The organism is Solibacillus sp. GQ1, from assembly GCF_059758555.1.
The window spans coordinates 1,852,635-1,876,311 of sequence record NZ_JCAXEX010000001.1 but is presented as its reverse complement, the minus strand read 5'-3'; the positions used below and the strand labels follow the sequence as shown (position 1 = coordinate 1,876,311).

27 protein-coding genes are annotated in these 23,677 nt (G+C 41.1%); 24 read left to right on the top strand and 3 right to left on the bottom strand.

Annotation, left to right across the window (positions count from 1 at the left end):
• The first annotated feature begins 97 nt into the window (after positions 1-97).
• The 5 genes from AC6CH1_RS09605 to AC6CH1_RS09585 all read left to right on the top strand — a co-directional run bounded on the left by AC6CH1_RS09605 (position 98) and on the right by AC6CH1_RS09585 (position 6,571).
• The gene (locus AC6CH1_RS09605) at positions 98-1,780 is read left to right on the top strand and encodes a methylmalonyl-CoA mutase family protein (protein WP_353056547.1); all 1,683 of its coding nucleotides are present in this window, start codon (positions 98-100) and stop codon (positions 1,778-1,780) included.
• The gene (scpA, locus tag AC6CH1_RS09600; RefSeq protein ID WP_251687092.1) at positions 1,777-3,927 is read left to right on the top strand and encodes a methylmalonyl-CoA mutase; all 2,151 of its coding nucleotides are present in this window, start codon (positions 1,777-1,779) and stop codon (positions 3,925-3,927) included. Before AC6CH1_RS09605 ends, scpA begins: the two co-directional genes overlap by 4 nt.
• Positions 3,928-3,929: 2 nt before the next feature.
• Positions 3,930-5,018: a methylmalonyl Co-A mutase-associated GTPase MeaB gene (meaB, locus tag AC6CH1_RS09595; RefSeq protein WP_251689995.1), complete on the top strand. Its 1,089-nt coding sequence runs from the start codon at positions 3,930-3,932 to the stop codon at positions 5,016-5,018.
• Positions 5,019-5,096: 78 nt separating this feature from the next.
• Positions 5,097-5,537 carry a BrxA/BrxB family bacilliredoxin gene (locus AC6CH1_RS09590; RefSeq protein WP_251687094.1) on the top strand — a complete coding sequence of 147 codons (441 nt, stop codon included), beginning with the start codon at positions 5,097-5,099 and terminating at the stop codon, positions 5,535-5,537.
• A 77-nt stretch (positions 5,538-5,614) separates the two neighbouring features.
• A complete protein-coding gene (locus tag AC6CH1_RS09585; protein WP_251687096.1) occupies positions 5,615-6,571 on the top strand; it encodes an aromatic acid exporter family protein in 957 nt (318 codons plus the stop codon).
• A gap of 247 nt (positions 6,572-6,818) precedes the next feature.
• On the opposite strand, the gene prli42 is transcribed toward AC6CH1_RS09585, so the two are convergent.
• Positions 6,819-6,914: a stressosome-associated protein Prli42 gene (gene prli42, locus AC6CH1_RS09580; protein ID WP_008404197.1), complete on the bottom strand. Its 96-nt coding sequence runs from the start codon at positions 6,912-6,914 to the stop codon at positions 6,819-6,821.
• 203 nt (positions 6,915-7,117) lie between these two features.
• On the opposite strand from prli42, the gene mce reads away from it, so the two are divergent.
• From mce to AC6CH1_RS09560, 4 genes are all read left to right on the top strand, one after another.
• Positions 7,118-7,531 (top strand): methylmalonyl-CoA epimerase, encoded by a 414-nt coding sequence (gene mce / locus AC6CH1_RS09575; RefSeq protein ID WP_251687099.1) that lies wholly within the window; start codon positions 7,118-7,120, stop codon positions 7,529-7,531.
• Positions 7,532-7,533: 2 nt separating this feature from the next.
• Entirely contained in the window at positions 7,534-9,102 is a 1,569-nt protein-coding gene (locus AC6CH1_RS09570) for an acyl-CoA carboxylase subunit beta (protein WP_251687101.1), read from the top strand.
• A 236-nt stretch (positions 9,103-9,338) separates the two neighbouring features.
• Positions 9,339-9,830: a tetratricopeptide repeat protein gene (locus AC6CH1_RS09565; protein WP_498317302.1), complete on the top strand. Its 492-nt coding sequence runs from the start codon at positions 9,339-9,341 to the stop codon at positions 9,828-9,830.
• Positions 9,831-9,876: 46 nt separating this feature from the next.
• Complete coding sequence (locus AC6CH1_RS09560; RefSeq protein WP_251687105.1) at positions 9,877-10,227, top strand: hypothetical protein; 351 nt, start codon at positions 9,877-9,879, stop codon at positions 10,225-10,227.
• Positions 10,228-10,235: 8 nt separating this feature from the next.
• On the opposite strand, the gene AC6CH1_RS09555 is transcribed toward AC6CH1_RS09560, so the two are convergent.
• On the bottom strand, positions 10,236-10,622 hold the full coding sequence (locus tag AC6CH1_RS09555) for a YflT domain-containing protein (protein WP_251687107.1): 387 nt from the start codon (positions 10,620-10,622) through the stop codon (positions 10,236-10,238).
• Between the two features lie 148 nt (positions 10,623-10,770).
• Between AC6CH1_RS09555 and AC6CH1_RS09550 the strand changes: the two genes are divergently transcribed.
• Genes AC6CH1_RS09550 through AC6CH1_RS09530 form a run of 5 tightly spaced genes read left to right on the top strand, consistent with a single transcriptional unit; the run spans position 10,771 to position 14,922 of the window.
• On the top strand, positions 10,771-11,463 hold the full coding sequence (locus AC6CH1_RS09550) for an AIM24 family protein (RefSeq protein WP_251687110.1): 693 nt from the start codon (positions 10,771-10,773) through the stop codon (positions 11,461-11,463).
• Between the two features lie 30 nt (positions 11,464-11,493).
• Complete coding sequence (locus tag AC6CH1_RS09545) at positions 11,494-12,237, top strand: AAA family ATPase (protein ID WP_498317299.1); 744 nt, start codon at positions 11,494-11,496, stop codon at positions 12,235-12,237.
• A 53-nt stretch (positions 12,238-12,290) separates the two neighbouring features.
• Positions 12,291-13,271: a hypothetical protein gene (locus tag AC6CH1_RS09540; protein ID WP_427709188.1), complete on the top strand. Its 981-nt coding sequence runs from the start codon at positions 12,291-12,293 to the stop codon at positions 13,269-13,271.
• 47 nt (positions 13,272-13,318) lie between these two features.
• Positions 13,319-14,428, top strand: coding sequence for a M20/M25/M40 family metallo-hydrolase (locus tag AC6CH1_RS09535; RefSeq protein ID WP_498317297.1), 1,110 nt, complete (start codon positions 13,319-13,321; stop codon positions 14,426-14,428).
• An 11-nt stretch (positions 14,429-14,439) separates the two neighbouring features.
• Positions 14,440-14,922, top strand: a complete 483-nt coding sequence (locus AC6CH1_RS09530) for a chemotaxis protein CheW (RefSeq protein ID WP_498317295.1) — start codon at positions 14,440-14,442, stop codon at positions 14,920-14,922.
• Positions 14,923-14,963: 41 nt separating this feature from the next.
• Here the strand turns inward: AC6CH1_RS09530 and AC6CH1_RS09525 are convergent, their stop codons facing one another.
• The gene (locus AC6CH1_RS09525; protein WP_251687120.1) at positions 14,964-15,617 is read right to left on the bottom strand and encodes a DedA family protein; all 654 of its coding nucleotides are present in this window, start codon (positions 15,615-15,617) and stop codon (positions 14,964-14,966) included.
• A gap of 105 nt (positions 15,618-15,722) precedes the next feature.
• On the opposite strand from AC6CH1_RS09525, the gene AC6CH1_RS09520 reads away from it, so the two are divergent.
• From AC6CH1_RS09520 to AC6CH1_RS09475, 10 genes are all read left to right on the top strand, one after another.
• A complete protein-coding gene (locus AC6CH1_RS09520; RefSeq protein WP_251687122.1) occupies positions 15,723-16,223 on the top strand; it encodes a DUF1648 domain-containing protein in 501 nt (166 codons plus the stop codon).
• 22 nt (positions 16,224-16,245) lie between these two features.
• On the top strand, positions 16,246-16,470 hold the full coding sequence (locus tag AC6CH1_RS09515; protein WP_251687125.1) for a hypothetical protein: 225 nt from the start codon (positions 16,246-16,248) through the stop codon (positions 16,468-16,470).
• Between the two features lie 107 nt (positions 16,471-16,577).
• Complete coding sequence (locus tag AC6CH1_RS09510; RefSeq protein ID WP_251687127.1) at positions 16,578-17,072, top strand: RNA polymerase sigma factor; 495 nt, start codon at positions 16,578-16,580, stop codon at positions 17,070-17,072.
• A complete protein-coding gene (locus tag AC6CH1_RS09505) occupies positions 17,062-17,937 on the top strand; it encodes a dehydrogenase (protein ID WP_498317292.1) in 876 nt (291 codons plus the stop codon). Before AC6CH1_RS09510 ends, AC6CH1_RS09505 begins: the two co-directional genes overlap by 11 nt.
• A gap of 139 nt (positions 17,938-18,076) precedes the next feature.
• Entirely contained in the window at positions 18,077-18,946 is an 870-nt protein-coding gene (locus AC6CH1_RS09500) for a M23 family metallopeptidase (RefSeq protein ID WP_251687131.1), read from the top strand.
• A gap of 141 nt (positions 18,947-19,087) precedes the next feature.
• The gene (locus AC6CH1_RS09495) at positions 19,088-19,519 is read left to right on the top strand and encodes a GrpB family protein (RefSeq protein ID WP_498317290.1); all 432 of its coding nucleotides are present in this window, start codon (positions 19,088-19,090) and stop codon (positions 19,517-19,519) included.
• Between the two features lie 471 nt (positions 19,520-19,990).
• Positions 19,991-21,625, top strand: a complete 1,635-nt coding sequence (locus AC6CH1_RS09490) for a YceG family protein (protein WP_498317288.1) — start codon at positions 19,991-19,993, stop codon at positions 21,623-21,625.
• A 74-nt stretch (positions 21,626-21,699) separates the two neighbouring features.
• A complete protein-coding gene (locus AC6CH1_RS09485; protein ID WP_251687137.1) occupies positions 21,700-22,317 on the top strand; it encodes a TerD family protein in 618 nt (205 codons plus the stop codon).
• Positions 22,318-22,353: 36 nt separating this feature from the next.
• Positions 22,354-22,929: a TerD family protein gene (locus tag AC6CH1_RS09480; protein WP_251687139.1), complete on the top strand. Its 576-nt coding sequence runs from the start codon at positions 22,354-22,356 to the stop codon at positions 22,927-22,929.
• A gap of 30 nt (positions 22,930-22,959) precedes the next feature.
• Positions 22,960-23,538, top strand: coding sequence for a TerD family protein (locus AC6CH1_RS09475; RefSeq protein ID WP_251687141.1), 579 nt, complete (start codon positions 22,960-22,962; stop codon positions 23,536-23,538).
• Positions 23,539-23,677: the final 139 nt, after the last annotated feature.

Here is a 23,677-nt window from a genome sequence, read left to right as displayed (position 1 = left end):
TTTCACGTTTTTTTTCTCTTTATTGTCAGAACATTCTCGTGTAAACTATAGTACAGAAATATAACAAGGGGGGAAGCTACTTAGCGACCACATGTCAATGAATATGAAAGAGATCGAATTTCAAACAGCTAGCTATGAGCAGTGGAAGGAAGAAGCGGTAAAAGCATTAAAAGGAAAACCGTTTGAATCCTTATTTACAAAGACAATTGAAAATATCACGCTTGACCCACTTTATACAGAAGAAAGCTTAATCGAAAAATTGGGAGACCAACTGGAGAAACAAGTATCAACAATCCGTTCTTTAACAAAACAGACGAGCTTCACTGTTGCACAGCAAATCGCCGGCAATGATGCAGCCAGCTTTTTTGCCAATATCGAGGATAGCTTATCACGCGGCAATGAAATGATTACAATCAACAGCCCGGTTGCATTTGACTGGTCTGAACAAGACAGCGAAAAACTCGCTTCTTATTTATCGGAAAATTCATTTAAATTTATCGTCGCTTCTGCTGAAGATGCAGTGCTGGATGTATTCAAATATATTGACGAAGCTAAACGTAAAGACGTTGTAGGCTATATTGTTTCACCTGAAACATTAGAATTAGCTGACTATCCAAACGTCCGCACGTTTTGTGCAAATACGATTCCATTCCATAATGATGGCGCTAATGCGGTTCAAGAGCTTGCTATTGCGCTTGCGCAAGCAGCTAAACTTGCGAATACGGCTGAAGATTTTAAAGCATTTGAACAGAAGTTTTTCGTACAGTTCGCTGTCGATACGCAATTCTTTGCAGAAGTAGCAAAACTTCGTGCATTCAAAGTATTATGGAAAGCGTTTGCTTCAGCATTCGGCAATGAAGCAAGCGCTGTCCCGGTCGTAGTGGAAACTTCGGTACGCAGCTTCTCGAAATATGATGTTTATGTAAACTTATTACGTGCAGGCAATGAAGCGTTCTCAGCGGCAATCGGCGGTGCAGATGTTATTACGGTACATCCGCATGATGCATTGACAGGTGTATCAGGGCAATCGATCCGTATTGCGCGCAATGTTTCCCTTGTTACGAAAGAAGAGTCACATGTAACTAATGTCATCGATCCATCAGGCGGTTCGTACTTTATCGAATCACTAACAGCTGACTATGTAAAAGAAGCATGGGCACTGTTTTTGGAAATCGAAATTGCTGGCGGATTGGAAGCATACGGTATCAATGCTCAAATTGAGGAAGTGTATCAGGCGCGCATGAAGCAAGTGGAGACACGCAAGCATTCACTAATCGGTACGAACATTTATGCAAACCCGCAAGATACAGTAGCAACACCTGAAAATGCTCAATTTGCAGGTGTAAAACGTCTTGCCATTCCATTTGAAAACTTACGTGCCACTTATGCACAAACTGGAATCAAGGCAGCAATCTTAACATTCGGCGAACTGAAAAACTACAAGCCGCGTGCAGATTTTGTACAAGGATACTTTGCGACAGCGGGTGTTGTAGCATATCAAACAGCAGGCTTCCAAACAATTGAAGATGCAACAACTTGGCTTGCAAGTGCCGACTATGACTATGTAGTCGTAGCAGCAACGGATGAAGATACAAAAGCCATTGTTCCGGCATTACTAGAAAACAAAAAACAAACGGTTGTATTGGATGCAGCAGGTAAATATAAAGAAGATGAAGCGGCGTGGACTGCAAATGGCTTAAACGGCTTTATTTATGCAGGTCAGAACATCGCCCGCAAGCTGTCGGATGTCGTAATGAGCGTGAAGGGGGTACAACAATGAGTAAAGCAAATTTCGCAACGGTTGTCATTGAAGATGTATTAAAACAAGAGCAACTTACTTCTACAGGCTCGTACGTGACAAATGAAGGCATTGAAGTGAATTCGGTTTACAATAAAGAAGATATTCAAGACGCAAAACATTTGAATGATGTGGCTGGTATTGCACCAAATACACGTGGTCCATATCCGACAATGTATGTAGCGCGTCCATGGACAGTGCGTCAATATGCAGGTTTCTCGACTGCGGAAGAATCAAATGCCTTTTACCGTCGTAACTTGGCAATGGGTCAAAAAGGGCTTTCAGTCGCATTTGACCTGGCAACACACCGCGGTTATGACTCGGATCACCCTCGTGTAACAGGGGATGTCGGAAAAGCCGGCGTTGCGATCGATTCAGTAGAAGATGCAAAAATTTTATTCGACGGCATTCCACTTGATCAAATGTCGGTATCGATGACGATGAACGGTGCAGTATTACCGATTCTTGCGTTTTACATCGTTGCAGCTGAAGAACAAGGAGTATCGCCTGATAAATTGGCCGGTACGATCCAAAACGACATTTTAAAAGAATATATGGTACGTAACACATATATTTATCCACCGGCAATGTCGATGAAAATTATTGCAGACATTTTTGAATATACCGCGAAATTCATGCCGAAATTCAATTCGATTTCTATTTCGGGTTACCATATTCAAGAAGCGGGTGCGACAAATGATATCGAGCTTGCGTATACATTGGCTGACGGTCTTGAATATGTACGGACTGGTTTAAAAGCTGGCATTGACATTGATGCATTTGCACCGCGTTTATCGTTCTTCTGGGCGATTGGCATGAACTATTACATGGAAGTTGCGAAAATGCGTGCAGCTCGCCGTATTTGGGCACAAATGATGTCTACATTCAAACCGAAAAACTCGAAGGCTCTTGCATTGCGTACACACTCGCAAACATCAGGCTGGAGTTTAACGGAACAAGATCCATTCAATAACGTAACACGTACATTGATCGAAGCGAACGCGGCTGCAATGGGCCATACACAGTCGCTTCATACGAACGCACTGGACGAAGCAATTGCTTTACCGACGGACTTCTCGGCTCGAATTGCACGTAATACACAGCTATTCCTGCAAGAAGAAACAGGAATGACTAAAGTAATCGATCCATGGGGCGGCTCGTACTATGTTGAAAAGCTGACAGAAGAGCTGACAGAAAAAGCATGGGCATTAATCGAAGAAATCGAAGCTCTTGGCGGAATGGCGAAAGCGATTGAGACAGGACTTCCAAAAATGAAAGTTGAGGAAGCAGCGGCTAAACGTCAGGCGAAAATCGATTCAAAAACAGAGACGATTGTCGGCGTAAACAAATACCGCCTTGCAGAAGAAGATCCAATCGACATTTTGGATATCGACAATGCGATCGTACGCGAATCACAAATTGCTCGTCTTGAAAAAATGAAGGCTACACGTGATGAAGTGGAAGTACAAAAACATTTAGCACGTTTAACAAAAGCGGCTGAAGACGGCTCTGAAAACTTATTAGTTGTTGCAGTGGATGCAGCAAGAGCACGTGCATCATTAGGTGAAATTTCGGATGCGATTGAAGCAGTATCTGGCCGTCATAAAGCGGTTATCCGTTCAATTTCTGGTGTCTACTCTGCAAACTTCTCGGATGATGAAATGATTTCTGAAGTGAAGCAAATGACAGAAGACTTCCTGGAAGCAGAAGGTCGCCGTCCACGTATTTTAGTGGCGAAGATGGGACAAGACGGACATGACCGTGGTGCGAAGGTTGTTGCAACTGGTTATGCGGACTTAGGTTTCGATGTCGATATTTCTCCGTTGTTCATGACACCGGAAGAAACTGCACAAATGGCAAATGAAAACGATGTACACTGTATCGGAGTATCTTCTTTAGCAGCAGGTCATAAAACATTAGTGCCTGAACTTGTAGCTGAATTGAAGAAATTAGGTCGCGAGGACATTATCGTCATTTGCGGCGGGGTAATCCCGGCTCAAGACTATGAGTTCCTGTATGAAGCAGGTGCTGCGGCGATCTTCGGGCCAGGTACTGTGATTCCAGTATCGGCGATCCGCATTATAGAAGAAATTTATAAAAAGTTAGGTTATGAGGAAGTGGCAGAGTAGTGATGCCACAAGACGAGAAAAGCGCTTTATTTGTCATGGATGGTGTGAAGGGTGGTCATGATGGTATGAGCTATTCAAACCCGAAAAGGTTCCGGAAAAAAAAGCAGGAAGCACTTGATCTACAGACGCTGGCTGGCGAAGTACGTGCGGGTAACCGTACTTCGCTCGCAAAAGCGATTACGCTCATTGAAAGCTCGAACAATGCCCATAAGGAAGAAGCACAGAAGCTGCTGCAGGAGCTGTTGCCTTATACGGGCAATTCAATCCGTATTGGCATCACCGGTGTACCGGGTGCGGGGAAAAGTTCGTTTATCGAAGCATTCGGTACGATGCTGTGCAAAATGGGCAAGCGCGTTGCGGTTCTTGCAATCGACCCGAGCTCTTCGCTTTCAGGCGGCAGTATTTTAGGGGACAAAACACGAATGGAAGAACTGGTACGCCAGGAAAATGCCTTTGTCCGTCCATCACCGAGTGCCGGTACATTAGGCGGTGTCCATAAAAAGTCCCGCGAAACGATGCTGTTATGTGAAGCGGCAGGCTATGACGTCATTTTGATTGAAACAGTCGGTGTCGGTCAGAGTGAAACGTATGTGCGCGGCATGGTCGACTTCTTCCTGCTGCTAGTCTTAACAGGTGCGGGAGATGAGCTTCAAGGGATGAAGAAGGGCATTATGGAGCTTGCAGACGGCATTATCGTTCATAAAGCGGACGGTGACAATATGCGCCCTGCACGCCGGACAATGCAGGAATACAAGCAGATCCTTCATTTCCTTCAGCCATCGACTCCTGGATGGCTCAGTACGTCACTGACCGTATCGTCCCTTGAAAAAACGGGGCTCGACAAAGTATGGGATATGCTGATGGAATTTGAGCAGACGATTAAGCAATCGAATTATTGGACGACACGTCGCCATGAACAAACGCGCGACTGGTTCCATACAATGATTACCGATCATTTAATAGATTCGTTCTATAAAAATCCGGAACGCAAAAAGCAGGTCCGGACACTTGAGGAAGAAATATTGCATGGCCAACTGACGGTTACACAAGGTGTTAATGCACTATTTGGCGAAAAAGATGAAAATAAATGAATGATAATCAACAGTCTTTGCACATCTTTCGTAACCTTGCTATGATAAAAAGGAACATAGAAAGGGGCTAAAAAGCTTATGAACATGGATTATGATTTATTTATGCAACAAATTACAACGACTGCACGTGCAGAGATGGAAGCAGCAGGTTATGAACAACTGCGCACTCCGGAAGATGTGGAAGCAGCGTTTGCTCGTAAAGGAACAACTCTTGTTATGGTGAATTCTGTATGTGGTTGTGCTGGCGGTATTGCACGTCCAGCAGCAACACATGCTGTACATTACGATAAACGTCCTGACCATTTAGTAACAGTATTTGCTGGTCAAGATAAAGAGGCAACAGCAGCTGCACGTTATTATTTCGGTGAAGATCACATCCCATCATCACCATCATTCATTTTATTGAAAGATGGACAAGTTGTAGGAGAAGTTGGCCGCTTCGAAATCGAAGGACATGACCCAATGAGTGTTGTAACAAACCTTCAAGGGCACTTCGAGGAAAACTGCGAAGAAATCTAATACTACTAGAGTTATTGTGTAACGGGTGCGTATTGAACGTACCCGCTGCACAGCTATAACGGGGGAGTTCAACCGATATGAAGAAATTTTCAATCGGCTATCGTACTTTAAAAACAGCCATTGGTGCTGCTGTTGCGATAGCAATTGCCCAATATTTTGATTTGCAGTTTTTCACGGCAGCTGGTATTCTGACGATTTTAAGCATTCAACCAACAAAACGTAAATCTCTCCATGCAGTGTACACCCGTATTGTTTCAACATTTATCGGGATTACTTATGCATTTATATTTTTCGAAATATTCGGTTATTCGCCGATTGTTTTAGGGGTTGTTATGATTCTTTTCATTCCGACAATCGTTTCACTAAAGGTTGTGGAAGGGTTTATCTCAAGTTCGGTGATTATGATGCACATTTATTTGACCGGCAATTTTACGGTCGATCTGCTAATTAATGAATTTTACTTAATGGCAATCGGTTATGGGGTTGGTTTAGTCGTAAATATGTACATGCCGGATATCCAGCAGGGCCTGTATTACCACCGCGAAAAATTGGAGTCGTTATTGAAGAAAATTCTTGCAGAAATTGCAGGGTATCTAAGAGATGGCGATACATTATGGGACGGTCACGAACTGATTGAGATGGCGAAAGTGGTCGAGGCAGGAAAAGCGCTGGCATTCCAAGATGTTGAAAACCACGTGACTCGTAAAGAAAATACATTTTATCTGTATTTTGATATGCGTGAAAGACAGCTGGAAATTATAGAGCGCGTGTTGCCGAAAATTACGACACTGCCGGTAATGACAGAGCAGGCTACATTAATTGCAGCCTTCATGGAAGACTTGAGCGAACATGTCCATTCAGGAAATACGGCAAGCCGCTTTTTGGAAAAACTCGACAAAGTAAAAGAAGAGTTCGCCAAAATGCCATTGCCAAATGATCACGAAACATTCCTCGCAATGGCTGCGTTGTACCAGTTCATCGAAGAAATGGATGAATACCTGGTCATCAAGCAATCGTTCAAGGGGATGAAATAAAACGGAACATGATGGGATGGCAACTTTTGATTTAAATGCAAATTGATTGGAATGAAGGGGAGGCGACTCCAGCGGGAACAGCCCGAGGGAGAGCAATAGGAAGAAAAGCTAAGAACGCCACGTCCTGTGGCAACGCTTTTGTGACCAACATCGTGTTGGCCTCGGGCCCGCGGAAAGCGTCCGACCCGGAATGGAAATCAACTTCAGAAACCGGATGAATTAAAAAAAATGGATGCATAAACATCCATTACATAATTGCTGCGACACCCATTGCAACAGTTGAGATTAACATGATAACAACCATTGAATAAACGACTATTTTTTGAAACTTTTTGTTGCTCATTCTTTTCGCTCCTTCAATATGAACTAGTACTAGTTTATCAAATTTGAAGGAATTCTCAAGTACAATAGATTTTACATTTTCGGAATTTTAAAAAATTCTTTATCGGGAGTAGCAAACACCCATTAAAAAAGCCTCGAACAAATGTCTGGACACGATTCAGATGAGGCGGAATTAATAATTTTATTCAAAAGGGAGTCAGTACCGTGGAAAAAGTGGATCATATCGGCATTGCCGTACGTAATATTGAAGAACGTATTACATACTACACAGAAACGCTAGGCCTGAAATTATTAAAGATGGAAGAAGTAGAATCACAGCAAGTAAAAGTTGCTTTTATCGATGCAGGCAACGTAAAAATTGAGCTGCTTGAGCCAATGAGTGAAAAAAGCGCAATCCATGGCTTTTTGGAAAAGCGCGGAGAAGGCATTCACCATGTTGCATTTGGCGTAACAGGTATTCGTGAGCGCATGGCTGAACTTCGTGAAAAAGGTGTACGACTATTATCGGAAGAGCCAGGACCAGGGGCTGGCGGTGCGGAAGTAGCATTCTTACACCCGAAAGACTCATATGGTGTACTTTATGAATTATGCGATAAAAGCGGAAAAGGGGATAAGTAACGATGACAACAATGACAGTAACTCCAGATATGTTTGATAAAATTAATGAGCTATATGACCGTAAAGAAGCGATCCAGCTTGGTGGCGGGGATGCGCGTATCGAAAAGCAGCATGAAAAAGGGAAAATGACTGCCCGTGAACGTATTGATATGTTATTGGATGACGGGTCATTCGTTGAAATCAATCCTTTCATCACACACCGTACTGTTGATTTCGGTATGGATAAACTGGAAGGCCCTGGTGACGGCGTAGTTACTGGTTTCGGTAAAATCAATGGCCGTAATGTGTATTTATTTGCACAGGACTTCACAGTATTCGGCGGTGCGCTTGGTGAAATGCACGCGAAAAAAATCGCAGCGGTAATGGATTTAGCAGCGAAAAACGGTACGCCTTTTATCGGCATTAACGATTCAGGCGGTGCGCGTATTCAAGAAGGTGTATTATCACTTGACGGCTACGGTCACATTTTCTACCGTAACTCAATCTATTCTGGTGTAATTCCGCAAATCTCAGTAATTATGGGACCTTGTGCGGGTGGTGCTGTTTATTCACCAGCGATTACAGACTTTATTTTAATGGTTGATAAAACATCTCAAATGTTCATTACTGGCCCTAAAGTAATTGAAACAGTAACAGGCGAAAAAATTTCAGCTGAAGGTCTTGGCGGTTCTAAAGTGCATAACGCAACTTCAGGAAATGCCCACTTCCGTGCTGAAGACGAAGAAGCTGCCATTGCACAAATTCAGCAATTACTTTCTTACTTACCACAGAACAACAGAGAAAAAGCACCGAAACAAGCTGCTCCAGAAGGCGATAACTTCCGTTCAGAACTTGTTGATGTTGTGCCAATTGACCAAACAAAATCTTATGATGTTCGTAAAGTAGTAGAACAAGTAGTTGACGAAGGTTCATTCATGGAAGTGCAAAAAGAATTCGCGAAAAACATTGTTGTTGGTTTTGCACGTATCGCGGGTGAATCAGTTGGTTTAGTATGTAACCAGCCGAAATTCCTTGCAGGCGGATTAGATATCGATTCATCTGATAAATTAGCTCGTTTCGTACGTACATGTGACGCATTCAACGTGCCTGTTATTACATTTGAAGACGTGTCTGGTTTCTTCCCAGGTGTTAAACAAGAGCACGGTGGGATTATCCGTCACGGTGCGAAAATTCTTTATGCTTACTCAGAAGCAACTGTACCAAAAATTACAGTTATTTTACGTAAAGCATACGGCGGTGCGTACGTAGCATTGAACTCGAAAGCGATTGGAGCGGACTTAGTATTCGCTTGGCCGAATGCGGAAATCGCGGTAATGGGTGCTGCTGGTGCGGCAAACATTATTCATGCAGGTGAAATTGCGAAATCGGCTGATCCGGAAGCAACACGTGCAGCGAAAATTGAAGAATACAAAGAAAAATTCGCAAATCCTTATGTAGCGGCATCACGCGGTATGGTTGACGATGTTATCGATCCACGTGAAACACGTATTAAGCTGATCCAGGCATTGGATATGCTTTCAACAAAGCAGGAAGACCGTCCATACAAAAAGCACGGGAATATTCCACTATAATTTTTAAATAAAGTACCCTCAGAAACATCTCTTAAATGATTTGTATACAATACAATCATTTTTGAGGTGTTTTTTTGCTGATATAGAGCCCTAAATGAAAAAATACAGGAATAATACTAGAAAGTTACTAAAAAATATTTACCTGTAATATGGTAAATCCTCCAATTTTATTATAGTGAAATTTTCAAAAAGCCTTTATGCTAGATAAATGGAAAGACGATATAGGAGGACAAAGTATGAAGGAAATCAACCAGCTACAGAGGGCAATTGATTTAAGAAGCGATGGGGAATTACAACAATCCAATCAATTACTATTGAAATTAGTTGAACAACATCCGAACGAAGCCCTTATAAATTACCAGTGTGCATGGAGCTTCGATGTACTTGGCAAAGAATCGAATGCAGTACCATACTATGAAAAAGCAATACAAGGTGATTTGAATGATGAAGATTTAGCGAATGCTTATTTAGGTCTTGGCAGTACATATAGAACACTAGGGGAATACGAAAATTCAAAACATACGTTAGAAAAAGGGGTGGAGAAGTTTCCGCACAATTTAGCCATTCAAGTATTTTATGCGATGACATTGTTTAACTTGAAAGAACATGAGCGTTCAATGGAGCTTCTATTGAAAAATTTAGCAGCTACTTCTTCTGACCCTCAAATTCAGAAATACAAAAAAGCCATTTTATTTTATAGTGATAAATTAAATGAAATGTGGAAGTGAGTGATTAATTCATTGGGGAAAAATATTAGAGTTAGTAGCTTATACGATGAAACTTTTTAAGATTGTAAACTACTTTATTTATACGGCGATGGTCAGCCTGATCGGCTACAGCTGTTATTTCTTATCTGTGTTATTTATCGGTTCAATGCTGTTCACTGCAGCAGATTCACCGCCGGGAGATATTTCAAATTCGGGCAGGTTGCTGACCATTGCCTTTATTGCTTTTGGAACGATTATTGCGCTATTAATTTACAGTGTTGTTCACTGGACCATTGCATCGTTATTGAACATACCGTTTCCTAAGCGATTTCTTCTCATTTTGAATTTTATAATCATCAGTTTAGTCGTTAGTGCGTTAATTTTTAAATTCATTATTATCGACGGCAGTTTTTTATAAAATTAATCTTAATCCACCGCTCTAGACAGATTGAATGCTGCTTGCTGCTTTTTCGGTTCTTTTTCATACGGGTGTTCGTGCTCGGCAAACAGGAAGATTGCCCCAAGTTCTATGCCATGCCCATAATGGGCGGTTTCTTCAGGAGTTAAGTGCAAAATTCGCAAACTCACTTCATACACATTTTTTCGTGTGACAAAGCTGATAAGCTGGTCGAGCCAGTTGCCGGCTAGATGGACTTGAATGTCGGTATACATTTTCAGTGATTGTAAAGGGAGGATATCTTTTGAAAACACATGAATTTCATGCTCGGAAAAACCGTGCCCTCTAATCATGTTCAGCTTTGTCATAGCTTCCTCAACACTGTACACTAAAGCGATTTCACGTCGATATTCCATCATAATCACCTCTTTTTTATTGTAATGGAATTTTTATTGAGATGGTAGTGATTGAAAACAATCGTACATCAATACAATTATAAAATGCAGAAAATTCGAAACTTATACAGTGTTTAATACGTAGAACATGAAAAGGGAGGTTTTACTTATGGGGAACTATTCCATTCGTGATTTTGTCAACAAGACGCAGCAAGACCAGAATGAAAATGATTATTTTGAATTGGAAACCGATCGTGTACTCGAAGTGAATCTGAACGGGGAAGTATGGTCGAAAATGGGCGCGATGATCGCCTATGTCGGTTCGATTAAATTTGAGCGTGAGCGCATGCTGGAGCATGGCGTATCGAAAATGTTTAAGAAAGCATTGACCGGCGAAGGTACGCAATTGATGAAAGCGAAAGGGAAAGGCCGGTTGTATTTAGCGGACCAAGGAAAAAAGATTACAATTTTTGATCTGCAGAACGAAAGCCTGTGCGTGAACGGCAATGACCTGCTTGCATTTGAGCCATCGATCAATTGGGATATTCGACTTATGCGCAAAATGGCCGGTATGATGGCAGGCGGCTTATTTAACGTCATGCTGGACGGCAAAGGAAAAGTGGCGATTACAACCCATTTTGAGCCATTAACATTAATCGTTAAGCCTGGTGAAACAGTATATACTGACCCAAATGCAACTGTTGCGTGGTCCGGTAATTTAAAGCCGGAGTTTGTAACGGATATTACGTTTAGAACACTTATTGGACGCGGCAGCAATGAATCGATCCAAATGGCTTTTTCCGGTGAAGGATTTGTCATCATTCAGCCATTTGAAGAAGTTTATTTATCGTCGGAATCATAATGGCTGCGGGATAAAGTAAGGAGAAAAAAGATGTTTTTAAAATCAGTCAAACTTAAAAAAGAAGAAATAACGGACTATAGCGAATACCCGTTTTCGATTCCGTTTATTCGCCATATGGATGAATTGGATGTGGATGCAAGGGTCACGTTTTTTGTTGGAGAAAACGGTGCTGGCAAATCAACGTTGCTTGAAGCCATTGCAGATCAGATCGGCTTCAATCCGGCAGGGGGAAGCACGCAAAACTATAAGGCGTATGAAGTAGATCAATCCGAATCCGCGCTTGGCGATTATGTGAAGCTCTCCTGGTGGCCAAAAGTAACGAACGGCTTTTTTCTGCGTGCCGAAACATTTTATCAGTTTGCGTCGCATTTGGATCAGATCGATCAAAACGGCTATAAAGCATACGGAGGGAAATCACTTCACCATCAATCACACGGGGAATCCTTTTTCTCGTTGTTCCAGCACCGGTTCACAGGGCAGGCAATCTATTTACTGGATGAGCCGGAAGCCGCATTATCTCCAACTAGACAGCTGGCGTTTTTAACATTGATGAATGATTTAGTGAAACAGGGCAATGTCCAATTCATTATCGCAACACATTCGCCAATTTTACTCGGATTCCCGGATGCGGTCATCTATCAATTTGATGAACATGGCATCGAGCAGGTGAAATATGAAGAAACTGAGCATTACCAGGTAACCTCGTATTTTTTGCAGCACCGTAAAAAAATGCTGCAGGAGCTGTTTGAAGAGGACGAGGATGAACTGGATTAGCAATCGATTGCGGGTGTCGATAACTACACGGAATTTATAAAGGAGTGAAGAATATGGGATGGCAGCAATTGCAACAGCAATCAGAACAGCATCACATTCAACTTTTGGAAGCGGAAAAACTGAACAAGAAAATTGAAAGTCTTGACCAACAGATCCAGCATGCCCAACAGGATGTTAAGCAGCATGAACATGATCTGAAAAAAGCACGTCAACAATTGAATAAGCTCGAGGAATTTTCTTTTGTGAATCTATTCCGTGGCTGGTCAGGGAAAAAGGATGAGCTGATCGAGCAAAATATGGACCAGGTAGCAGTTACAGAACTGAAGCTGGTCGAAGCGCAGTTAACGTTTAATGATTTACAGGAAGATCGGATTGAACTTGTTCAACAATTGAGCACGATAAATGTTTCAATTATCCGTGAGCACCTGAAAAAAATAGAAAACGAAAAACAAGTGTGGCTTATGGCGAATGCACCTGCAGTAGCGAAGGAATTAACGGGGATTACTGAACAGGAGCTTTTATGCAAACAGTTGAAAACCGAGATCCACGAAGCGATTGATGCGGGTAAACAGGCATTTAATAAATTAACAGATGCCGGCTCCAAATTGCAGGATGCCAAATCCTACTCAACATGGGATACATTTTTAGGTGGGGGTTTTATCGCAACGGCGTTAAAGCATGACAAACTGGAAGAAACGAACAGCTATTTGCATGAAGCGCAGATGGCCCTGCAACGTTTCCAAAATGAACTGCTCGATATTAAAGAGATGCGCCAAAATACACTGGAAGTTCATACAGACGGTTTTATCATGTTTACGGATTACTTTTTCGATAATATTTTCACCGATTGGTCAGTACATTCCAAAATTACAACTGCAATCGATCAAATTTCACGTGTACAGGATGATGTGGCGAATACACTTCGCGATTTGAAGCAAAAATTGAACATAACAATCGAAAAAGAACAGGCGCTGCAAGTAGAAAAACAACGCATTTTAAATGCCGATGATCAATCGTTGTTTTTTCAAAAATAGAGGCGTACAATAAAGCGTAAACTAGTTATTTAAAGGAGTTATCGAACATGAACCGAGTAGTAGAAGAGTTTCTGGAATTAGTGCAAATTGATTCTGAAACAAAACATGAAGAAGTAATTGCACCCATTTTAGTGAAAAAATTAGAAGAAATGGGCTTTGATGTTTTTCAGGATGATGCACATACACGCAATGGTCACGGTGCAGGCAATATTATCGCAACATTAAAAGGCGATGAGCGGATCGAGCCAATTTATTTTACAGTACATATGGATACAGTCGTGCCGGGCAAAGGCATTAAACCGGAAATCCGTGAGGACGGTTATATTTATTCTGACGGCACAACGATTCTTGGCGCGGATGATAAAGCAGGTATCGCAGCACTATTCGAAATGGCGCGTCGTCTAAAAGAAAAAGACAGCGCTCATGGTACAATCCAGTTCATCATTACAGCAGGTGAAGAAAGCGGTTTAGTCGGTGCTAAGGAACTTGATCCTTCAAACATCATCGCCAAATACGGTTTTGCGGTTGATAGTGACGGCAAAGTAGGCGGCATTGTAGTAGCAGCACCATTCCAGGCAAAAGTATTTACGAAAATCATCGGTAAAACAGCACATGCAGGCGTTGCACCTGAAAAGGGTATTTCCGCAATCACCGTTGCAGCAAAAGCGGTTGCCCAAATGAAATTAGGCCGTCTCGATGAAGAAACAACAGCGAATATTGGGCGTTTTGAAGGCGGTCAAGCAACAAATATCGTATGTGATGAAGTATCAATTCTTGCGGAAGCCCGTTCGATTGATGAAACAAAACTGAATGCCCAAACTGACCATATGAAAGAAACATTTGAACGTGTTGCACAAGAAATGGGTGCACGCGCTGAAGTTAAAGTGAAATTAATGTATCCAGGTTTCCGTGCGACAGAAGAAGATCAAGTTGTGAAAGTAGCTAAAGCAGCGGTTGAAGCAATCGGTCGTACACCACAGCTCGGTATTTCAGGCGGCGGTAGTGATGCAAATGTTATCGCTGGGTTCGGAATTCCTACTGTAAACTTATCAGTTGGCTATGAGGAAATTCATACAACTAACGAAAGAATGCCGGTTGAAGAACTGGAGAAACTGGCTGATTTATTGGAAGAAATCGTTGTTCAAACAACGAAATAAGAGGTATCAATATGAGCATTGAAAAAGCAGTCGTATTTTTATGCGGCACAGAACAATATGCAGTGCCGGTTGAGCAGGTTGTTTCGATTGAAAAGCTGGAGCGTGTAACTCCGATTCCTCATTTACCGAACTATTTGCTCGGCTTTACGAGAATTCGAGGGGAACTTACACCAATAATCGATTTTCAGACCATTTTATACAATCGCCCGACAAATACACAAACAGCTAAAATCATTGTGTTGAAGACAGAGTTGATTAATTACGGGTTGGTCGTTGCCGATGCGAAAGAAATTATCGACTTTGAAGAAGGCGTTTTAAAACAGATGGGGCTTGTCAATTATGAAAAGACGAAATATTTTACAGCGGTTGCCAATTTGGAAGACCGCATGATTTCTTGTATCGATCCGAATATTCTCGTGCATTCATTAGACGGCATCCGTGAAATTATCGAATATTTATATGAAATGAAGCAGCAGGAAAATCAGACAAACTAAAAAAAGGAGCTTATCATCTGAACGTGATAGGCTCCATTTTTTCAATCGGCAGTAACCGCTTTCTTTTTTTTGAATTGTTTAACGTACGCATAACCTGTGAAGCTAAATACAAAGATGGAAATAATCGTAAGTGTCAGAACAAGATTCTCTTCAACCCAGGGAATATTTCCGAGTATAAAACCACCGCCAAGCCAGACAACTGTCCAAAGTACGGCCCCCATAAAGTTATAGCGTAAAAATGTCGCATACGAAAAGCCGGAATATCCGCTTATAAACGGTGTCATAGTCCGCATCAACGGCACAAACCGTGAAAACGTAATGGCAACCCGGTCATAGTTTTCCAGGAAGTTCAGAGCTTTTTCATTAGTTTCCTCTGATAAAAAACGCCTAAAGAGATTGCGCTTCGGCGGAATTTTCCGGATCGATTTTCCGATGAGGTAGTTGCTGCTGTCGGCAAGCGTTGTCGCAACGATGAAAATGATCAGCAATGTCAGAAAATCAAGCTTATCGATCGCTGCTAAAGTACCGCTTGTGAACACCGTACTATCCCCGGGTAAAAATGTTAAAATGACAAATGCAGTTTTCGTGAAAACAACCGCAAATAACAGAATATAAATATACAGTCCGAGCTCTTTTATGTAATAAAATATGACTTGGTCAATTTCCCGTAAAAACTGAATAATATCAAGTAGCATAAGTAGTTCTCCCATCAAGAGGATGATTAAATTTAAGTATAGCGGATGTTGGCAAATTATTGTTATAAAAAGTGCTGAGTAATAAAACTAAAAGAGGTGATGGATATGAGTTTGACGAAACGCCCCAAAATTGAGATTCCTAAATCGAAATCCGAATGGCTGATGGATATTATCGGCTATATAGCGTTAGCGATTATGCTCGGTGTATTGTTCATGAACTGGCGCGAACTGCCAAATGAAGTACCTGCCCACTTTGACGGCAGCGGTAATGTCGACCGCTGGGGCTCTAAATGGGAGCTGTTAATTTTACCGGGCATCGGGATTGCAATGCATTTCTTTTTAATAATTTTAGAAAAATTCCCTGAAACGCACAATTATCCGGCACGCATCAATGAATCAAATGCCGAGGTCTTTTACAGAAATAGTCGCCAAACATTAAATTATATGCGTAACATTATAAATATATTATTCGCCTACATCGTGTACCGCACTATTGTGATTGCTTTAGAAGAAGCAACAACGATCGGCTGGCCGTTTTTCGTCATATTGGCAGCGCTGTTTGGGGTATTGATTTGGAAGATGATTAAGATTTTTAGGATTAAGTAAAGTAGAAAGTTTTGAGGGGAATGTGGATCGCGGCGTAGGAAAAGTAGAAGATTTCGGGGCAAAAGTGGAGCACCCCGATCGAAAAGGAGAATCTTTTACGAAGAAAGTAGAACTTCGATTAATATTAGAACATGGCGTGCTGAAAGTAGAACGTTTCTTGAGAAAAGTAGAATACCCCGGTCGAAAAGTAGAACGCAGCATGAGAAAAAGTAGAATCTTCAAAAGAAAAGCAAATTCCTCATCGTAAACCGGAAGCATCTCATAAAGGAGATGCTTTTTTCAGTTTAAAACTTTCAAATTAAATTACATATTTTTAATTTTCATTCGTCTATATAAGTAAGAGAGGTGATGGACATGGATTTTGATGAGCTTTATGAGCAGGAGTTCCGCAAGACTTATCAGTACATACGTTACATGGTATCGAACGCACAAGTCGCAGAAGATTTAACACAGGATACGTTTGTGCGAATTTATAAAACGGACTTGACCAAAGTGACCAATTTCCAGACGTATACGAGGCAAGTCGCTCGGAATCTCGTTTATGACTTTTATCGGAAGAAAGCATTAATTAAGTGGCTTCCGTTTACAAATGCCCCGGAGCAGCAGGATTTTCACCACGTTCCGCATGAATGGCTTATCCAGGAAGAAGACCGAAAACGATTATACGACGCACTGCAAAAGTTAAAACCAGTGCAACGCGAAGTCATCATATACCGTAAAATCGAGGAGCTTTCGATTCAGGAAACGTGTGACATTATGGGACTAACCCCGGTGAAGGTAGCAAATACACAGCGGAGTGCGATGCAGGCATTGCAGAAAATTTTAGGAGGTGAAATCGATGAAGCTTGATGATCGCTTAAAACAGTTAAATGAACTCCCTCAAAATGAAGCATTAAAAAAATCCATTTATCAGAACATTTATAAAAAGCCTGTCAGAAAACGCAATACACTGAAAACATTCCGTGAAATAGGCGTAATGGCTACGATTTGTTTCATTGGTCTGTTTTTGCTGTTCACCTCGGACAATCTTAAAAATCAGGCAGCATCAGGTGAGATTGCCAAAATTACGTCCTATGAAAACAACGGAGAAAAGGGGTTTAGGGGCAGAACGTCGACACTTTTCATTGGGGTTGAAAATGTGACGACTGCTGAAATGGTCACCTTATTCGAAAATATTTCTGAGCTTCCTGCTGTTATGGCTCCTCCAAAGAGCGACGTGCATTATGACATTATTGTGTTGTATAAAAACGGCGAACAGAGAAAATTCGAATTGGCATGGAACTATTTGTATGACGTGAAGAATGATGCGTATTATCCCGGATATGAACAATATCCGTCCGCTATTTTATCTGACTTGGAAAATGCGCATGATCGATTACAATTTCCACCAATATTTATCGGTCTGGGCATTTTAGTGATGATCATGTTGACCTCCAGCTATTATAGTCGCCGCCAAATTGAACAGCCGAAAAAAATCCGCGGATTAGGAATTGTTATAACAATTTATATGATCGTTGTGGCGAGTATAGGGTCGTACTATTTCATGATCGGACCGCTTTATAAGCCATTGCTTCTACTTTTATTGTTTGGATATGGATTTAGCATTTGGTGGCTGATTAAAAAAGAAGTTACAAACTTGAACATATTGAAGGTGGAAAAGTACAAAATCCTATTTATTGTGCTATGGTTCCTAATTTGGATAGTTATGGCGTAACAATAAAAATGAACATACAAGGCCCTTCATAAAGGAGCGGCCATTTTTTTTTGCATATCAAAATCTTAAAGGAAATTACTTGAAACTTTTTGTCTGAAAATTCGTATAAATTAAGGAGCAAAAAAGAGGAGGCATTTGAATGATTAATCAATTTAAAGAACAGTTCGGTCGGTATTTTTTAAACGGTGAATTTGAGGAAATCTACGGGAAAACAGCTAAATCGTTTCAGAATCTTGTATCGTTTGAACAATTTCGCGAGCTTTCTTTAAACTATAATTCAGGTGTGAGCAGTTATACTTGTATCGTGGCCAATACATTTCAGGGGCTTGAACAGTATATATGGGTTGATGAAACTTATTCGAAAGCTGTTGTCATCGCGTTTGACGAGCAGGGTATTATCCAAGCAATCTATTTAAAACCGTTTGAAACGTTTCCGAGCAGTGATCAAGTATGGACCAAAAGTACATACAGCATGCCGATTAATGACGAGTGGTATGTTTTTTGGGGCGGCACGAACGAATTTATAAACTATCACTATCCGTATGAACAGCAGCGCTATGCATATGATTTAGTCCAAATGGTTAATAACGAAACCTATAAAAACTCGACACTGCAAAATGAAAATTACTATGCGTTTGGTACTGAAGTCGTGGCACCGGCTGACGGTGTCGTGGTCGAGGTAATTGATGGAATTAAGGACAATATTCCGGGCGAAATGGATGAAGAAAATGCAGCAGGAAACTATTGCATCATTGCACATGAGCACAATGAATACAGTATGATTGCCCATTTCAAGAAGGATTCGATTTGTGTGAAAACAGGGGATAACGTGAAGGCAGGTCAACTGCTCGGCTTATGCGGAAATTCCGGCAATTCATCAGAAGCACATATCCATTTTCAAGTAATGGATCAACAGGATTTCCTGAAGGCCAAATCACTGCGGATAAAGTTTCATGGCGGCGAAGAACCAATTCAGGGCGATATTGTAGTACCGAGTGGGGGAAAATAAAGAGTCTGATACGTTCGGAAAGATTGAGAACTCAGCTACAGCTGGTGAACTGCTGTTATTGTTCCCTCGAATTATTAGGCAGTTTTTTAAGTGAAAGTGAATCTAGGTATGCCTTAAATTGGAGAGAAAGGAGTGGACTTTATGAAACTTGGATTAAAAAAGGATGAAGTGATCCTCGTTCCGCATGAAGCAAGTTGGAAGAGAGAATTTGCTGTGACTAAAGAAAAAATCCTAAAGCATACGAGTTTACAGCCTTATCAAATAGAACATATCGGCAGCACATCAATTGAAGGTATTGCGGCCAAGCCGGTCATAGATCTTGTCATTGGCATTGAAAATCTTGACTCGCCGGATAAAGAGCTATTTAAAGGTCTCAGGGAGGCAGGTTTTTACCGCCTGCAAGTGGAAAGGCCAAATGAAATTATTTGTGCGAAATTTGCAGATGCTACGTTTGAAATGAAAACACATTTTATTCACATCGTACAGTTCAACGAGGAAAAATGGCATCAAATGCGTTTTTTTAGAGATTATTTGAATGCCCATATTGAAGCGAAAAAGAATATGAGGAGTTAAAAGAAGCTTTTTTCAATACAGGTTTACATGGGATTAACGAATATACGCAATATAAAGAGCAATTTGTGCAGTCGATTTTTCGAAAGTTACCAGAATACCGATGGGATACCTTATAAAAAAGGATACGCATTCTCCCAAGGGGCCGCATGAAATAATCCAGTATTTTTTCCATAATAATTTTACTGTTTAATAAGGAAGTTGCGAAATTAATTTGAAATTAATTTCTGCAAAGAGGGGAATTTTGGGAGGACAATGTATTTTACCGTAGTTAATTTCTGTCCCTTGTGAAGTTTTTTTGCTAGTATAATGATAAGGAAATGGTTAAAGAACATTCGTAATTGACGGAACAATTCGGCACTTTTACCGACAGCGGGGGAAAATAAATCCTTATTTTTTGAAACCTTTTTATCCTTTTGTCCGTACATGTAAGTAAGGAAAATGTAGAGAGATAGAAACTGGAGTGATCAATTTATGCGGCTAGTTCCACATGATTACATAGATAGCACAAAAACTTGGGAAGAAATAATTAGTGCGGGTCTTTATTCACGTCCGATTTTTTTGCAAAGTGAGGGTGAATTACAATATACCCGGGTGGCGAAACAAATATTGGGTGTATACGATAATGCCTACGAGATGCAAGAGTATTTGTATGCGCTTACAAACAAAGGCATTCCGTGGACCTTATTGTTTCATAATCTCCCGAAATTGATTGATCCGAAAAAGCGGACGGAAATTGTGAATATATTGCAGATGCATCAGGAAAATCCGATATCATTGAATCGCTTTATGGCATTTTTTGCCGGAAAACAGTTGCTTCCGCTCATGCAAACGAAGTATCGGGATCATTTTATTACGACTTTGCGAAGCTGGCTCGAAATTTTGGAGTCCCGCTATCCAAAGCTCATTAGTAATCAGCTACAGCGAATCTTTTTGGACTTTGTGAAGTGGTCGAATCATTTTTTCCCTGAATGGCTGGAGCAAAGTGATTTCGGATTAGCGGTCCCGCGCATCGTCTGGTACGGACCTGCAAAAGAAAGTGAAGTGTATTTCCTGTACTTCCTTTATTTATTCGGCTGCGACGTCGTCATATTTGAACCGGATGGCCAGGATATTATGACGGAGTACGGCATCTTAAATTTCCCGACGGAACGATTGGCTGAAAAAGCAGAAACATTTGATTTTCCGCATGAAAAACCGATTCGTGTGCAAACCATTACATCGCGTGCTTCAGAACATGTGCAACAGCATCTCTATGATAATGCAGCGATCAACTACCCATGGAAATATGCGAATCACGAGACAAGAACTCGAATTTTAAATACAACATATGACGAATTATTTATTCTTTCTGAGGCCCAGCTCCATTTAAGGGAAGGGTTCAGTGATGAAGAAGGAATTGTCTATTTACCGGTGCTCTTCGCGAAAATAGAGGGTGTCTCATTGGATAAATCGGATTATGTGCAGAAGCTTCAACGTTTAAAATCCCGTGAGCTTACATATACTGCGACCACATTTCCATTATTGCAGGCACAGAAAAGCAATATGCAGTTTCATATGCGTGATGCCAGTACCAATGGCAAGCTCGATGTCGATAAAATGCTGCAGCTTGGCATCTGGCCGTTTAAAAATATACCAGTTGGTGCGCAAAGAAATATCGCAAAAACGATGATCCGTCTTATTGAAAGTGATTTCATAGCAGTGGCGAACAATCAGTCTAGGCAAGAGCATGAGCAATATTTGTTCGGGCAAATGTTGCTTGTCCCAACGGAAATCATTCGCCTCTATCAGCAGTTCGACTACAGCTATACAAATCCGACGATTCTCTTGTTTATTGAAGAAAACAGCGGGCAAATGCAGCGGCAGGATGCTGTTATGCTCCTGTTTGCCAGCATGCTGGGGTTTGATATATTCATCTACAGTCCGGGTGCATCTTTGAGCATCGAACATTTTATAACGGAGCAATTGCTGAATTCTTACCGACTTGAAAAAATCAGTTTTGATGAAACACTGGAAAATTTGCTGGCCCGTTCAAACGGGTTGGATGTTCTCAACCGTAAACTGGATTTCAAATCGGTAATCAGAAGAATCGGGAAAAAAAAGAGATAAAAGTTTGTCATTATATTTTATAAAATATACAATAATGGTAGATTTTATAGTAATTTACTTTGGGAGGACTAAAAATGTCAATTAATTTACAAAAAGGGCAACGAATCGACTTAACGAAAGGGAACACCGGTTTAAACAAGATTTTTGTTGGTTTAGGCTGGGATGAAGTACAGGCAAAGCCAAGTGGCGGCGGACTTTTTAAAAGTTTATTCGGCGGAAGTACTACTACAGGTGCCCCGGTTGATTGTGACGCATCTGTACTGATGCTGAAAGACGGAAAAGTTGCTGCAAAAAGCGATGTCATTTATTTCGGGAATTTAAAAAGTTCGAATGGCGCTGTGGCCCACTCAGGTGATAACTTAACAGGCGCGGGAGCTGGTGATGATGAACAGATTGCAATCGAATTAAGTTCTGTCCCTGCGGAATATGACCGACTTGTCTTTCTCGTAAATATTTATGATGCACAAAAGCGTAATCAGCATTTCGGGATGATTCAAAATGCGTTTATTCGAATTGTCAATGCATCTTCAAACCAGGAATTATTAAAATATAACCTGACAGACGACTATTCGGGTCAGACAACATTGATCACAGGTGAAATTTATCGCCATGAAAATGAATGGAAGTTTGCGGCGCTTGGTACAGGTACACAAGACAAGTCACTTGGTGAAGTCATCAATCGCTACAAATAAAAAAAGTTATACAACATAAATTAAGGAGTGTTGAAAATGGTAGTTTCATTAGCAAAAGGACAAAAGGTAGATTTAACAAAATCCAATCCGGGATTAACTAAAATCAGCGTAGGATTAGGCTGGGATACGAATAAATACGATGGCGGCAACGATTTTGACCTTGACTCATCGATCTTTTTATTGGAAGCTAGCGGCAAAGTGGCTGGTCCTGAAGGCTTTGTTTTCTATAATAATACAACAGGCGGGAACGGATCAGTTGTCCACTCAGGCGATAACTTGACAGGTGACGGCTCTGGTGATGATGAAGTCGTACATATCGACCTTCAGTCAGTACCATCTAATATTGAAAAGATCACTTTTACCGTAACGATTCATGATGGGGAAAGCCGTGGTCAGAACTTCGGGATGGTATCAAATGCCTTCATCCGCGTATTCAACGATTCAGCGGAATTAATCCGATATGATTTAGGCGAAGATTTCTCGATTGAAACAGCATTAGTGGTAGGTGAATTATACCGCCATAATGGTGAATGGAAATTTGCTGCGATTGGCTCCGGCTATCAAGGCGGTTTAGCAGCATTATGTAACGATTTCGGTTTACAAGTAGGCTAATTTTAATTCATCTCTAAGGGGGAAACGATTATGGCAATTCAATTGAGTAAAGGTCAACGCATCGATTTAACAAAAGGTAATCCGGCATTAAAAAATATTGTTGTCGGTTTAGGCTGGGATGTTAAAAACTTTGATGGTGGAGCGGAAATCGATTTGGATGCATCGGTTTTTCTATTGAACGAGCAAGGCAAATGCCGGAATGATCTGGATTTTATTTTCTATAATAATTTGATTAGTCCGGATAAATCCGTTGAACATACAGGCGATAACCGAACGGGTGAAGGGGACGGCGATGACGAGCAAATCAAAGTTCACCTGGATAAAGTACCTTCCGATGTGCACCGCATTGCGTTCACAGTTACAATCCATGATGCAGAGAACCGTCGTCAGAACTTTGGTCAGGTCATGAATGCCTTTGTGCGTTTAGTTGACGAAGATTTAGGAACGGAAATTTTACGCTTTGATTTAGGAGAAGATTTCTCAATTGAAACAGCAGTAGTATTTTGTGAATTGTACCGACATGGAAATGAATGGAAGTTCAATGCGGTCGGTTCGGGTTATCAAGGTGGTTTATTGGCACTCGTTCAATCTTACGGTCTTAGCGTCTAAACTATGCGCAATTAGTCAATGCCGTATTAAGTTATTGACGATGTGTACACTACAGTGACACAACTAATTTAAGAAGATGGATAAAGGGAGGTGACAAACCTGTTGTCGCCTCCCTTTTAGTGAACCGGAAAATAGACGT